Annotated in this window: 13 protein-coding genes; 9 read left to right on the forward strand and 4 right to left on the reverse strand. The window is 75.6% G+C overall.

The window, feature by feature from the left end; translation table 11 throughout:
* Positions 1-75: 75 nt before the first annotated feature.
* Genes I4I82_RS08265 through I4I82_RS08275 form a run of 3 tightly spaced genes read left to right on the forward strand, consistent with a single transcriptional unit; the run spans position 76 to position 2839 of the window.
* The gene (locus tag I4I82_RS08265; protein ID WP_218590748.1) at positions 76-477 is read left to right on the forward strand and encodes a Zn-ribbon domain-containing OB-fold protein; all 402 of its coding nucleotides are present in this window, start codon (positions 76-78) and stop codon (positions 475-477) included.
* On the forward strand, positions 474-1604 hold the full coding sequence (locus I4I82_RS08270; RefSeq protein ID WP_218590747.1) for a thiolase family protein: 1131 nt from the start codon (positions 474-476) through the stop codon (positions 1602-1604). Before I4I82_RS08265 ends, I4I82_RS08270 begins: the two co-directional genes overlap by 4 nt.
* On the forward strand, positions 1601-2839 hold the full coding sequence (locus tag I4I82_RS08275) for a cytochrome P450 (RefSeq protein ID WP_218590746.1): 1239 nt from the start codon (positions 1601-1603) through the stop codon (positions 2837-2839). Before I4I82_RS08270 ends, I4I82_RS08275 begins: the two co-directional genes overlap by 4 nt.
* A 10-nt stretch (positions 2840-2849) precedes the next feature.
* Here the strand turns inward: I4I82_RS08275 and I4I82_RS08280 are convergent, their stop codons facing one another.
* Entirely contained in the window at positions 2850-3476 is a 627-nt protein-coding gene (locus I4I82_RS08280) for a TetR/AcrR family transcriptional regulator (RefSeq protein WP_218590745.1), read from the reverse strand.
* A gap of 51 nt (positions 3477-3527) precedes the next feature.
* Here I4I82_RS08280 and I4I82_RS08285 point away from each other — a divergent pair, with 51 nt between their 5' ends.
* The 3 genes from I4I82_RS08285 to I4I82_RS08295 all read left to right on the forward strand — a co-directional run bounded on the left by I4I82_RS08285 (position 3528) and on the right by I4I82_RS08295 (position 7182).
* Positions 3528-6248, forward strand: a complete 2721-nt coding sequence (locus I4I82_RS08285; RefSeq protein WP_218595604.1) for a helix-turn-helix transcriptional regulator — start codon at positions 3528-3530, stop codon at positions 6246-6248.
* 92 nt (positions 6249-6340) lie between these two features.
* Positions 6341-6619 carry a hypothetical protein gene (locus I4I82_RS08290; protein ID WP_218590191.1) on the forward strand — a complete coding sequence of 93 codons (279 nt, stop codon included), beginning with the start codon at positions 6341-6343 and terminating at the stop codon, positions 6617-6619.
* Positions 6616-7182 (forward strand): hypothetical protein, encoded by a 567-nt coding sequence (locus I4I82_RS08295; RefSeq protein ID WP_218590190.1) that lies wholly within the window; start codon positions 6616-6618, stop codon positions 7180-7182. The genes I4I82_RS08290 and I4I82_RS08295 overlap by 4 nt, the downstream gene beginning before the upstream one ends.
* 64 nt (positions 7183-7246) lie before the next feature.
* Here I4I82_RS08295 and katG read toward each other — a convergent pair whose 3' ends face one another.
* Positions 7247-9427 (reverse strand): catalase/peroxidase HPI, encoded by a 2181-nt coding sequence (gene katG / locus I4I82_RS08300; RefSeq protein WP_218590197.1) that lies wholly within the window; start codon positions 9425-9427, stop codon positions 7247-7249.
* A 43-nt stretch (positions 9428-9470) separates the two neighbouring features.
* Positions 9471-9926, reverse strand: a complete 456-nt coding sequence (locus tag I4I82_RS08305; protein WP_218590189.1) for a Fur family transcriptional regulator — start codon at positions 9924-9926, stop codon at positions 9471-9473.
* 130 nt (positions 9927-10056) lie between these two features.
* Between I4I82_RS08305 and I4I82_RS08310 the strand changes: the two genes are divergently transcribed.
* The 3 genes from I4I82_RS08310 (at position 10057) to I4I82_RS08320 (ending at position 12426) form a co-directional block, all read left to right on the forward strand.
* Positions 10057-10461 (forward strand): VOC family protein, encoded by a 405-nt coding sequence (locus I4I82_RS08310; RefSeq protein ID WP_218590188.1) that lies wholly within the window; start codon positions 10057-10059, stop codon positions 10459-10461.
* Between the two features lie 259 nt (positions 10462-10720).
* Complete coding sequence (locus tag I4I82_RS08315; protein ID WP_218590187.1) at positions 10721-12046, forward strand: O-antigen ligase family protein; 1326 nt, start codon at positions 10721-10723, stop codon at positions 12044-12046.
* A complete protein-coding gene (locus tag I4I82_RS08320; RefSeq protein ID WP_218590186.1) occupies positions 12043-12426 on the forward strand; it encodes a hypothetical protein in 384 nt (127 codons plus the stop codon). Before I4I82_RS08315 ends, I4I82_RS08320 begins: the two co-directional genes overlap by 4 nt.
* A gap of 9 nt (positions 12427-12435) precedes the next feature.
* Here the strand turns inward: I4I82_RS08320 and msrA are convergent, their stop codons facing one another.
* Complete coding sequence (gene msrA, locus I4I82_RS08325; protein ID WP_218590185.1) at positions 12436-12945, reverse strand: peptide-methionine (S)-S-oxide reductase MsrA; 510 nt, start codon at positions 12943-12945, stop codon at positions 12436-12438.
* Between the last annotated feature and the right edge of the window lie 46 nt (positions 12946-12991).

Below are 12991 nucleotides of genomic sequence, written 5' to 3' on the forward strand. Positions count from 1 at the left end.
GACGAACCGTCCGTCAGGCTGTGTCCGACCCGCGGTTTGGTTACCGAGCCGATCGCCGCCCGCTCAGGAGGAACCGTGACCCAGCCGAGCGCCGCCGACCCGCGGCCCCGCGTCCAGGCGGGCCCGGACGGGCACCGCCGCGTCGCCGGGCGCCGCTGCACGGCCTGCGCCGAGGTCACCGCGTTCGACTGGCCCCGCTGCCCCGCGTGCCGCGGCGAGGTCGAGCCCGCCGACTTCGGCCCGGAGGGCGTGGTGTGGAGCTCCACGGTCGTGCGGATCCCGGTCCCCGGCCGCGTCCCGCCCTACTCGTTGGCCTACGTCGACCTCGACGACGGACCCCGCGTCCTGGCCCACGTCGTCGACGGCTCGTGGCCGACGGCGGAGGCGGCGCCGATCGGGGGCCGCGTGCGCCTGGTCCCGCCCTCCCCCGACGGCGACGTCCGCGTCCAGCTGCTGGGGAGCGGGGTGTCCGCGTGAGCGCGGTCGCGGTGCACGGCGTCGGCACCTCCCACTTCGGCCGCCAGCCCGGGCGCGACCTCATCGCGCTGGCCGAGGACGCCGTGCGCGAGGCGTTCGCCGACGCCGGCGTCACCGACGTCGACGCGGTCTGGGTGGGCACCGTCTTCGGCCCGGCCGGCGTCGCGCAGCGGGTGCTGCGGGCGCTGGGCGTCACCGGGATCCCGGTGATCACCGTGGAGAACGCCTGCGCGAGCGGCACGACCGCGTTCCTCGAAGCGCACGAGGCCGTGCGCACCGGCCGCTACGGGCGCGTGCTCGCGCTCGGGCTGGAGCAGATGAGCACGGCGTTCGCCGGGGCCATCACGCCGGAGCCGACCGACCCGGAGGGCCGCTCGGGCCTGGCGCTCCCGGCCCTCTACGCGATGGCCGCCGCCCGCTACCTGCACCTGGGCGCCGTCACGCCCGAGCAGCTCGCCGCGGTGTCGGTGAAGAACCACGCGCACGCCCTGCACAACCCGCGCGCGCAGTACTCCGGCCGCTACACCGTCGAGGAGGTGCTCGGCTCCCGCATGATCGCCGATCCGCTGACCGTGCTGCAGTGCTGCCCGACCTCCGACGGCGCGGCGGCCGCCGTGCTCGCCCCGGCCGGGCGCGGCTCGCGCGGGGTGGGAGTCCGCGGCATCGCGCTGCGCACCGGCGCGCCGTGGAACCACCGCTCCCCCCACGTCTGGGGCCACGACGTCGTGCGCGACACCGCCGCCGACGCGTACGCCGCCGCGGGGCTGGCCGCCGCCGGCGACGTCGACCTCGCCGAGGTCCACGACGCCTTCACCATCGGCGAGATCGTCACGACCGAGGCGCTCGGGCTCGTGCCGGCGGGCGACGGGGGCGAGGCCGCGGCCGCGGGCGTCACCGCGCTCGGTGGCGCGCACCCCGTCAACCCGTCGGGCGGGCTGCTCTCCCGCGGTCACCCGCTCGGGGCGACCGGCCTCGCGCAGGTCGCCGAGGTCGTGTGGCAGCTGCGCGGGGAGGCCGGCGGGCGCCAGGTCGAGGGCGCGCGGCTGGGCCTGGTGGAGACGATGGGCGGCGGGGTGTCGGTCCTCGACGGCAACGCCTGCGTCGTCGCCGTGCTGGAGGCCCCGTGAGCGCGTCGGTCGACCTCACCCGCGCCGACCTCCTCGGCGAGGACGAGGTCCGGGACCCCTACCCTCTGCTCGCGGCCCTGCGCGAGCACGACCCGGTGCACTGGAGCGAGCGCTACCGGTCGTGGTTCGTCACCCGCTTCGACGACGTCTCGGCCGCCCTGCGCGACGAGCGCTTCTCCTCCGACCGCATCTCGCCCTACCGCCGCGCGAAGCTGGAGGGCCCCGACGCGGACCCGGGGGTGCGGGCGGCGTTCGGCGTCCTCGAGGACTGGATGGTCTTCAAGGACCCGCCCGACCACACCCGCCTGCGCAAGCTGCTGAGCCGCGTGTTCACCCCGCGCGCGGTCGACCGGGTGCGCCCGCGGATCATCGCGATCGCCGACGAGCTGCTCGACGCCGCCACCGCCGACGGCTCGGGCCGCACCGACCTGGTCCGCGACTACGCCTACCCGCTCACCGCGTCGGTGATCGCGGAGATGCTCGGCGTGCCCCGCCAGGACCGCGACCGCTTCAAGGACTGGTCCGACGCCATCACCGGACTGGTCTTCGGCGGGATGGGCGACGCCAACCGGCACACCGCCGGGGCCGACGGCATGGCCGAGCTGACGGCCTACCTCGCCGACCTGGTGCGCGCGCACGAGCGCGAGCCCGCCGACGACCTGCTCTCCGCGCTGGTCAGCGCCCGCGACGACGACGACGCCCTGAGCCACGACGAGGTCATCTCGACCGGGGTGCTGCTGCTGTTCGCCGGCCACGAGACGACGACCAACCTCATCGGCAACGGCCTGCTCGCGCTGCTGCGCCACCCCGACCAGCGCCGCCTGCTCGACGCCGACCCGTCGCTGATCGGCGGGACGGTCGAGGAGCTGCTGCGCTACGACGGCCCGGCCAAGACGGTGGCGCGCCTGATGGCCGGCGACGTCGAGCTGCGTGGCCGCACGCTGCGCCGCGGCGACCGCGTGTTCCTCTGCCCGTCCTCGGCCAACCGCGACCCGGCCGTCTTCGACGACCCCGACCGCCTCGACGTCACCCGCCGCCAGGGCCGCCAGCTCGGCTTCGGCGTCGGGCTGCACTACTGCCTGGGCGCACCGCTGGCCCGGCTGGAGGCGTCGGTCGCCATCCCGCGCGCGCTGGAGCGGCTGCCCGGGCTGCGCCCCGACGGCGACGCGCACCGGTGGCACCCGGTGCTGCTCTCGCGGGGGCTGCGGGAGTTCCCGGTGCGCTTCGACGCCTGAGCGGGCCGCGTCAGGGCGTCGTCGGCATCGAGCGCGCCAGCGCCCGCATGCTGCCGCCCGCGACGAGCCCGCCCAGGGCCAGCGCGAACACCTCGTCGGCGAGCTCGAGGTCGGCGGCCTCGCCGCGCGGGGTGAACCAGTGCTGCATCCAGTCGAGCATCCCGACCAGCGCCCGCGCGACCGTCCGCGGCTCGGCGGGGAGCGAGAACTCGCCCGACGCGGCGCCCTCGGCCAGCAGCCCCTCGACGGCCGCCATGTACCGGGCGTCCATCTCGCGGAACTCGGCGAACTTGGGCGACTGCTCCATGTGCCCGATGTGGCGCAGGTAGACGAACGCCGCCGGGTACCACTCGCTGAAGATCCGCACCTGCATCCGGATCAGCTCGCGCAGCCGCACCGCGACGGAGCTGCCGGTGTCCTGGCGCAACCGCTCCAGCTCGGCGAGCAGCGCCCGGGCGGGCTGCTCGACGACCGCGAGGAGCAGCTCCTCCTTGCCGCCGACGTAGTTGTAGATGCTGCCCTTGAGGATCCCGACGCGCGCGCCGATGCCCTCCAGCGTCGCGTTTTCGTAGCCGTGGTCGCGGAACTCCTCCCCCGCGGCGTGCAGGATCTCCGGCCAGCGGCTGGGACGGGGCATGACGACTCCGGAGATGGGGGCGCGGGGGCCCTCGCATCGTAGGCTCCACCCGTGCCACAGAGGCTGTTCGGCCGCGACGCGGAGCTCGCCGCGCTGCGGGGCGCCGCCGACCCCCGCGCGCTCCCCCGGCCCCGCCTCGTCGTGGTCGAGGGCGAGGGCGGCATCGGCAAGACCAGCCTGGTGCGGGCGTTCGCCGACGCGACGCCGGTCCGCGTCCGGTGGGCGCAGGGCGCCGAGGAGGGCGCGCCCCCGTTCTGGCTGTGGCGCCAGCTCGTGCCGGAGGTGGTGCCCGACCCCGGCGGCGACCGGTTCGCACTGTTCGCCGACCTGCGCGACGCCCTCGCCGCCGACGGGGCCTGCCTGCTCGTCGTCGACGACGTGCAGTGGGTCGACGAACCCTCGCTGCTCGCCCTGCGCACGCTGCTGCGCGACCCGGCGTGCGGTGCGACGGTCTGCTGCGCCACCCGCCGCACCGGCGAGGCCGGGCCCGGCTGGGAGCGGGTCGGGCCCGACCTGCTGTCCGGGCCGGACGTCGAGCGGCTGGCGCTGCACGGCCTCGACGACGACGCCGTCGCCGACGTCCTGCGCGCATCGGCGGGCCGCGACCTCGACGACGGCGAGGTGCGCGAGGCGACCCGCGCGAGCGGCGGCAACCCGCTGTTCCTGCGCGAGCTCGGCCGGCTGATCGCCGCGGGCACCGCGCCCGCCCGCGCGGACCTCGCCGAGATCGTCGCGGCGCGGGTACGGCGCCTCCCCCCCGACGCCCAGCGGCTGCTCGGCGCGGCGGCGCTGCTCGCCGAGGAGTTCGAGCTGACCGTCGTCGCCCGGCTGCTCGACCTCCCGACGTCGGCGTGCCTGCCCGCCGTCGGCGACGCCCTGGCCGCGGGCCTGCTGCACGACGCGGGCGGCGGGCGGTTCCGCTTCTCCCACGGACTGGTGCGCACCGCGCTGGACGCGACGACGCCGCTGCAGCGGGCCGTCGTCCTGCACGTGCGGGCCGCACGGGCGCTGGAGGACCTGCACCGCGACGGCCTGCCGCGGGTGTCGGCCGACATCGCCCGCCACTGGGCCGCCGTCGCGGTCACCGGCGAGCGGGAGCCCGCCGTCGCGTGGGCGCGGCGCGCCGCGCAGGACGCCACCCACGCGCTGGCCCACGAGGAGGCGGCGCGGCTGTGGACCTCGGCCCTGCACTGCGGCGGTCCCGCGCTCGCCGCCGACGAGCGGGCGGGGCTGCTCCTCGGGCTCGCCGCGGCGCAGGTCGCGTCCGGGCGGTTCGCGGAGGCGCTGGCCGCGTGCCGGGAGGCCGTCGCGCTGGCCGAGGACGCCGGGCGCCTCGACCTCGTCGCGGAGGCGGCGCTGACGCTGGACGCGGTCGGCGACGGCAGCTGGGACCGCAGCGTGCGCACCTGGTGCCGGCGCGCCCTCGACGACCCGGACGCGGGCCCGGCGCGCCGCGCGCGGCTGCTGGCCCGCCTGGCCGAGGCCCTCGTGTACGGCGGCGAGCCCGCGGCGGCCGTCGAACCGGCGGCACGGGCCCTGGAGCTGGCCGAACCGAGCGGGGACGGCGACGCGCTCGTCGCCGCCCTCCGCGCCCGCCAGCTCACGTGCAGCGGGCCCGACCACACCGCCGTGCGGGCCGACCTCGCCACCCGGATGACCGCGCTCGGGGAGCGGCTGCGCCGGCCTGCGGTCGAGATGTGGGGGCGGCTGTGGGCCGTCGACGTGGCCTTCGAGCGCGGGGACCTGGCCCGGGTCGCCGCCGAGGCCACGTCCCTGGCCTGGTGCGTCGAGCAGCAGCGCAGCCCGTTCGCGGCCTGGCACCTCTCGGTCGTGCGGGCGGCGCTGGCGCAGGCGCGCGGCGAGCTCGACCGGGCCCGCGAGCTGGGCGACGAGGGCTTCCGGGCGGTGGCGGGCACCGGCCACCCGGCCGCGCTGGGCACCCGCCTGTCCCTGCTCGGCGCGATCGGCCACCACGCCGGGTACGCCGAGGAGACGTTCGGGCCGCCCGGGGGCACGTTCGTCGACCCGGGCGACGTCCGCACGGCGCTGTTCAGCCGGCTCGGTCCCGCACTGGCGCTCGCCGAGAGCGGCCGGCTCGACGAGGCCGCGCACCTCTACCGGCTCACCGGGCCGCCCCGCGACTGGGACGTCCCGCCCTACTTCCTCCTGCCCGCGCTGGCCGCCGGCGCCGGCGTCGCCGTCCTGCTCGACCTCCCCGACGACGTGGCCTGGTTCCGCGCGGCGCTGCGGGACCGGCGGTCCGGGCACCTCGTGGGCGGGGGCGGCACCGCGAGCTACCTCGGTCCCGTCGACCTGGTCCTGGGCCGGTGCGCCTCCGCACTGGGCGACCTCGACGACGCCGCCGCCCTGCTCGCCGACGCCCTGGCCACGAGCGAGCGGATCGGCGCCCCGGGGTTCGCCGTGGAGGCGGCCTGCGAGCTCGCCGCGGTCCGGCTGCGCCGGCGGGAGCCCGACGCGGCGCGGGCGCTGCTGTCCCGGGTCCGCCCGGACGCGCAGCGGATGGGGATGGCGCCCTGGGTCCGGCGCATCGACGCCCTGCTGGGCGGCGGCGCGGGCCCGCTAACGCCGCGCGAGCAGGAGATCGCCGACCTCGTGGCGCTGGGCCGGTCCAACCGCGAGATCGCCGACGCGCTCGTCCTGTCGACCCGCACGGTCGGCAACCACGTCCAGCACATCCTCACCAAGCTGGGCTTCACCAACCGCAGCCAGGTCGCGGCGTGGGTGGTCGCGCGCGGGGAGCGGCGGGGATGAGTAGCCGGTTGAGTACTTCGCCCGGCGCCCCCGCGGCCGCGCGTCCCTAGCGTTCCCGGCGTCCCCACCCGACGCGGCACCAGGAGCACCCGATGACCTACGTCCACATCACCCGCGGGCCGGAAGGGCTCGCCGACTACGAGCGGGTCGAGCGCGAGCTGGGCCCCGCCGCCGTGCCCGGGCGGCTCGGCCACCACGTCGGGACGGCCGACGGGCGGCTCGTCGTCGTCGACGTCTGGGACTCCCGCGCCGACGCCGACCGGTTCGCCGCCGAGCGTCTGTTCCCCGCGTTCGAGCGGGCCGGGGTGCGTCCGGACCCCTCGACCGACGTCACGGCGTTCGAGCCGGTCGCCCCGGGGACGTCGTCGTGAACGCCCGGGTCCTGGCGTCCGCCGGCGCCGCGCTCGCCGGCCTGGGCGCCCTCTACGCGTTCGCGCTGCTGCTCGGGATGCCCGACCCGGCGTGGTCGTACCTGGCCCGCGGCGTGGTGCACCTGGGCGAGCTCGCCGTGCTCCTGGCCGTCGCCGTGAGCGGGGCGGCCGGCTCCGGGCTGCTCGCGCGCGTCGGCGTCGGGCTCGCCGTGCTGGGGCAGCTGGCGCTCGCGGTGGCCGAGTGGACGCTGCTGGCCGCCCCGGACCTCAGCATGACCCTGTTCGCCGTCGGGCCGAACCTCACCGGGCTCGGTCTGGTCCTGACCGGGATCGCGGTGGTCCGCACCGGCCTGCTGACCGGGTGGCACCGGTGGACGGTGCTCGCGCTCGGCGCCTACGTGTTCCTCGTGATGACGCCGGCGATCATCGTGTCGGGCGGGCCGCCCGCCCCCCTCGGGCTGTGGGCGCTCGCCGTCTGGGGCCTGCTGTGGGTGCTCATCGCGGTGTCCGTCCTCGCCGGGACGACGGCGGAGCGGCGGGCCGGCGCGCCGGCCGCGGCGTAGACCCCCCGGACGCACGGAACCGGCCCTGCCGAGGTGGCCGGGCCGGTCCCGTGTGGTGGTGGGATCAGGCGACGTCGTAGCGGTCGAGGTTCATGACCTTGTCGAACGCGGCGACGAAGTCGCGGACGAACTTCTCCTTGGCGTCGTCGCTGGCGTAGACCTCGGCCACGGCCCGCAGCTCGGAGTTCGAGCCGAAGACCAGGTCGGCGCGCGTGCCGGTCCAGACGACCGCGCCCGAGGCGTCGCGCGCCTCGAACGAGTCGTCGTCGCCGGCCACCGACGACCACTGCGTGTCCATCGCCAGCAGGTTCACGAAGAAGTCGTTGGTGAGGGTGCCGGGCGCGTCGGTGAACACACCGGCGGTGGAGCCGCCGGCGTTGGCGCCCAGGACGCGCAGGCCGCCGACGAGGACCGTGAGCTCCGGCGCGGTCAGGCCGAGCAGGTTCGCCCGGTCGACGAGCAGGTACTCCGCCGGGAGCCGGTGGCCCTTGCCCCGGTAGTTGCGGAAGCCGTCCGCGGTCGGCTCCAGGTAGGAGAACGACTCGACGTCGGTCTGCTCCTGGGTGGCGTCGGTGCGCCCCGGGGTGAAGGGGACGGTGACGGCGTGCCCGGCGTCGCGGGCGGCCTTCTCGACGGCGGCGACGCCGCCGAGGACGACGAGGTCGGCGAAGGAGACCGGCTTGCCGAAGGACGACTGCACGCCCTCCAGCACCCGGACGACCTGCGCGAGCTCGTCGGGACCGTTGACCTCCCAGGTGCTCTGCGGCTCGAGGCGGATGCGGCCGCCGTTGGCGCCGCCCCGCTTGTCGCTGATCCGGAACGTCGAGGCCGAGGCCCAGGCGGTCGAGACGAGCTGCGAGACCGTGAGGCCCGAGTCCAGGATCGACGCCTTGAGCGCGGCGACGTCCGCGTCGGACAGGGTGTAGTCGCCGCGGGCGGGCACCGGGTCCTGCCAGAGCAGGTCCTCCGCCGGGACGAGCGGGCCGAGGTAGCGCTGCTTCGGGCCCATGTCGCGGTGGGTCAGCTTGTACCAGGCGCGGGCGAACGCGTCGGCGAACTGGTCCGGGTTCTCGTAGAAGCGGCGCGAGATCGCCTCGTAGACCGGGTCGACGCGCAGCGCGAGGTCGCTGGTCAGCATCGTGACGGGCCGGTTGAGCTCACCGGTCTCCGGGTCCGGGATCTTGTTGTCCCCGGTGCCGTCCTTGGCCACCCACTGCCAGGCACCCGCCGGGCTCTTGGTGACCTCGTACTCGTACCCGAACAGGTTTTCGAAGTACTTGTTCGTCCACCTGGTGGGCTCGTCGGTCCAGGTGACCTCGAGGCCGGAGGTGATCGTGTCGCGGCCCTTGCCGGAGCCGAAGCCCTGCTTCCAGCCCATGCCCTGCTGCTCGATGGGCGCGCCCTCGGGCTCGGCACCGACGTACTGGTCGGGGTCGGCCGCACCGTGGGTCTTGCCGAAGGTGTGCCCGCCCGCGATGAGCGCGACGGTCTCCTCGTCGTTCATCGCCATGCGGCCGAAGGTCTCGCGGATGTCGCGCGCCGAGCCGAGCGGGTCGGGGTTGGCGTTGGGGCCCTCGGGGTTGACGTAGATCAGGCCCATCTGGACGGCGCCGAGCGGCTTCTCGAGCTGGCGGTCTCCGGTGTAGCGCTCGTCGCCCAGCCAGGTGCGCTCCGGGCCCCAGTAGACGTCCTCGTCGGGCTCCCACACGTCGGCGCGGCCGCCGGCGAAGCCGAAGGTCGTGAAGCCCATCGTCTCCAGGGCGCGGTTGCCCGTGAAGACCATGAGGTCGGCCCAGGAGATCGTCTTGCCGTACTTCTGCTTGACCGGCCACAGCAGGCGGCGGGCCTTGTCCAGGTTGCCGTTGTCCGGCCAGCTGTTGAGCGGGGCGAAGCGCTGCATGCCCGCGCCCGCGCCGCCGCGGCCGTCCTCGACGCGGTAGGTGCCCGCGCTGTGCCACGCCATGCGGACCATGAAGCCGCCGTAGTGGCCGAAGTCGGCGGGCCACCAGTCCTGCGAGGTCGTGAGGACCGCGTCGACGTCGGCCGCGAGCGCGTCGAGGTCGAGGCTCGCGAACGCCGCGGCGTAGTCGAAGTCGCCGTCCATCGGGTCGGACGCCTTCGTGTGCTTGCGCAGGATCTTCAGGTTGAGCTGGTTCGGCCACCAGTCGGTGTTGCCAGCGCCCTCGGTGGGGTGTCCGAGGCGGCCCGAGTGCACGGGGCACCCTCCCGCCTCGGAGGTGTTCATGTCGGCTTCGACCGTCTCGTGGTCGCTCGCCTGGGCCTGGTCGTCAGACACGGGGCTTCTCTTCCTGATCAAGGTGGTGGGACGTGGAGCAGCCGGGGCACAGGCCCCAGTAGACGACCTCGGCCTCGTCGATCTCGAAGCCGTGGTCGTCGGACGCGGTGAGGCAGGGCGTGGTGCCGACGGCGCAGTCGACGTCGGCGATCACCCCGCACGAACGGCAGACGACGTGGTGGTGGTTGTCGTCGACCCGCGACTCGTAGCGCGCGAGGGAACCCCGCGGTTGGATGCGCCGGACGATGCCGGCGTCGGTGAGGACCCGCAGGACGTCGTAGACGGCCTGGTGCGACACCTCACCGTGCTGCTCCCGCACGACCCCGATGATCGAATCGGTGTCGGCGTGCGGATGGTCGTGCACGGCGGAGAGCACCGCCACCCGCTGGCGCGTGACGCGCAGTGCCGCCGCCCGCAGCCGGTGTTCGAGTTCCGTCGGCGTGGGCACGGGCGAACTATGGCGCACTTCCTTGAATGAATCAAGATTGTGCTCGACGCGCCCACGGTTGCCCCCGCGGCGACGGCACGATCATGCTGGCCCGGCAGTCCCGCATCCGCCTCGACGACGAGGAGCACCCATGGCGCCCTTCCCCGGCATCCAGCACGTCGCGATCACCGTGACCGACCTGGCGCGCAGCACGGCCTGGTACACGAACCTCTTCGGCTCCGAGCCGGTCCTGGACGAGGACGAGGAGTCGGGCACGTTCCACCACACGGTGTTCGCGCTCGACGGCGGCATGCTGTTCGGCCTGCACACGCACATGGGCGCGGAGAGCGGCGAGCCGGCCGACGAGCGCCGCACGGGCCTCGACCACATCGGCTTCGCCCTCCCCGGCTTCGTCGCCCTGGAGCAGTGGGCCGCCCGCCTGACGGCGCTGGGCATCGAGCACGGCGGCATCAAGAAGGCGAGCTACGGCAGCGGCATCTCGTTCCGCGACCCCGACAACATCGCGCTCGAGTTCTTCATCGCGCCCGGCACCTGACCACCGGGCACCTGACCACCCGGGCAGGGCGGGTCCGCGTCCCGGCGCGGCACCCGCTCGTCGGTCACCGTCGGTAGCGACCTGCCGCCGCCGACGACCACTCCTGACCCGGCGCGGGGCCGGAACCCGGCCCGCCACCCGGCGACGTCACCCGTTGTCGACCGCCGTCCCCCTTGCGCCGCCACACGTTCGGGTGCGGTCGGTCGTCCGCTCCCCACCGCCGCCGCACACTGGCGCCGCCGGCAGGGGGGGTGGACCGATGACCACGACGGACGTCACGACGACGACGCAGCGCGACCGGACGCAGCGCGACGGGCTGCTCGTCCTCGGGCTGGGCAGCGCGCTCGTGTTCGGCGTCCTCAGCCGCGGCGGCTTCCCCACCGGCGACGCCGTGACGGTCCTGCTGCTCGTGGCGGTCGCGGCCGTGGCGCGCGCCCGGGTCCGGCGGGAGGTCCCGCGGCCGGTCGCGGTCTGCGTGGCGGCGCTGCTGGGCCTCGCCGTCTGGTCGGTCGGGCTCGCGCTGCGGCACGGCGACGCCGCCGGCGGCGTTCCCGCCGCGGCGCTGCTCTGCGGACTCGCCGCCTCGGCCTGGACCGCGTCCGGTCTCGACGCCGCCGGCCGCCGGGTCCTGCACGCCGTGGTCCTGACCTGCGGGGTCGTCGTCGCGGGGACGGGCTGGGCCGGTGTCGCCCTGCACGTCGAGCCGCTGGCGCTGGTGTCGTCGGGCCTGTGGCGGGCGTCCTCGACGCTGACCTACGCCAACGCGGCGGCGGCGTTCCTCGTGCTCGCGCTGCTGCTCGCCGTCACGGTCCTGCCCGCGCGGCGCCGGACCACGCTCGTCACGGTATCGGTGCTGCTGCTCGGGCTGGTGGCCACGATGAGCCGGGCCGGGCTGGTGACGCTCGGCGTCGGGGTGCTGGTGCTGCTCGCCTCGGGCCCACACCGGGCGCGGCTGCGCCCGCTGTGGCCGGTGCTGCCGGCCGTGGCCGTGGCCGCCGCCGGGCTCCTGCCCGCCCTGCCCGCCGCCGCCGGACCGCAGCCGCTCGCCGCGCCGGCCGGTCTGGCGTGCGGGACGGGGATCCTGCTCCTGCGCCGGAGGGTCGCAGTGGTGCTGGTGGTCGCCGCGGCCGCCACCGTCGTCCTGGCCGTGCCGGCGAGCACGCTGACCGGCATCGCCTCGACCCGGCTCTCCACGACCTCCGCCGAGCGCGACGACCTCCGCCGCGTCACCGCCGAGCAGTTCCTGGCCGCGCCGCTGACCGGCACCGGCCCCGGGCGGCTCGACCTCGTCTACCTCGACCACACCGGGACGCTGGTGCAGGCGCAGTACACCCACGACGAGTACCTGCAGACCGCGGCCGAGACCGGTGTCGTCGGCCTGGGTCTCGCGGTGGCGGCGCTGGGCGCGCTCGCCGCGGGTGCGGTCCGGCGGTGGCGCACCGCCGCCGGGCCGCCCGTGCTCGCGCTCCTCGCCGCCTTCGCGGTGCACAGCACCGCGGACTTCCTCTGGCACATCCCGGTGCTGCCGCTGCTCCTGGTGGTCTGCGCCGTCTCCCACCCCGCACCACCGATGGAGGAACCGTGAAGATCGCCCGCAGGACCCTCGCCGAGAGCGCGCTGGTGCTCGCCGTCGGCGCCGTGCTGGCCACGTCCGGCGGGGTGACCGCCGCGCTGTCGCTGGTCGGTCACGAGACCGCCCCGGTGCAGGCGTCGAGCCTCCCGGTGGCCGGCAGCAGCGCGCCGGACCGGTGCGTCGACGTGACCGTGCCGGGCGTGCAGGTCAGCGTCGGGTCGGCCAGCGCACCGGCCGGCTGCGTGGTGGTCGACGTGCCCGGCCCCGTCGGCGCGAGCAGCCTGCCGGTGGGCCTCCCCGTGGGCGCCGCCGGCGCACCGGTGGCGCAGTCGAGCGCGCCGCGGTGCGTCAGCGTGATGACGCCCGTCGGGCAGGTGCGATCCGGCTGCTGACGCTCTGCGTCAGCGGGCCGTGGCCTCGCGGCGGGGCAGCACCCAGTCGGGCCGCACGAAGTGGCAGGTGTAGCCGTAGGGGTACTTCTGCAGGTAGTCCTGGTGCTCCTCCTCCGCCTCCCAGAACGCACCGGCGGGGGCGACGTCGGTGGTGACGCGGCCGGGCCAGATGCCCGATGCGTCGACGTCGGCGATCGTGTCCAGGGCGATCCGCTTCTGCTCGTCGCTCGTGTAGTAGATCGCCGAGCGGTAGCTGCGGCCCACGTCGTTGCCCTGCCGGTCCTTCGTGGACGGGTCGTGGATCTGGAAGAAGAACTCCAGGATCTCGCGGTAGGAGATGACATCGGGGTCGTAGACGACCTCGACGGCCTCCGCGTGGTCGCCGTGGTTGCGGTAGGTCGCGTTCGGGGTGTCCCCGCCGGAGTAGCCGACGCGGGTCGAGACGATGCCGGGGCGCTTGCGCAGCAGCTCCTGGGCACCCCAGAAGCACCCGCCCGCGAGGATGGCCGTGTCGGTCATGGTGCGAACCTCCAAAGGTCGTTGCTCTATCCCGAACACACCGATC

The sequence above is a fragment of the Pseudonocardia oceani genome (assembly GCF_019263585.2).
Lineage (GTDB): Bacteria > Actinomycetota > Actinomycetes > Mycobacteriales > Pseudonocardiaceae > Pseudonocardia > Pseudonocardia oceani.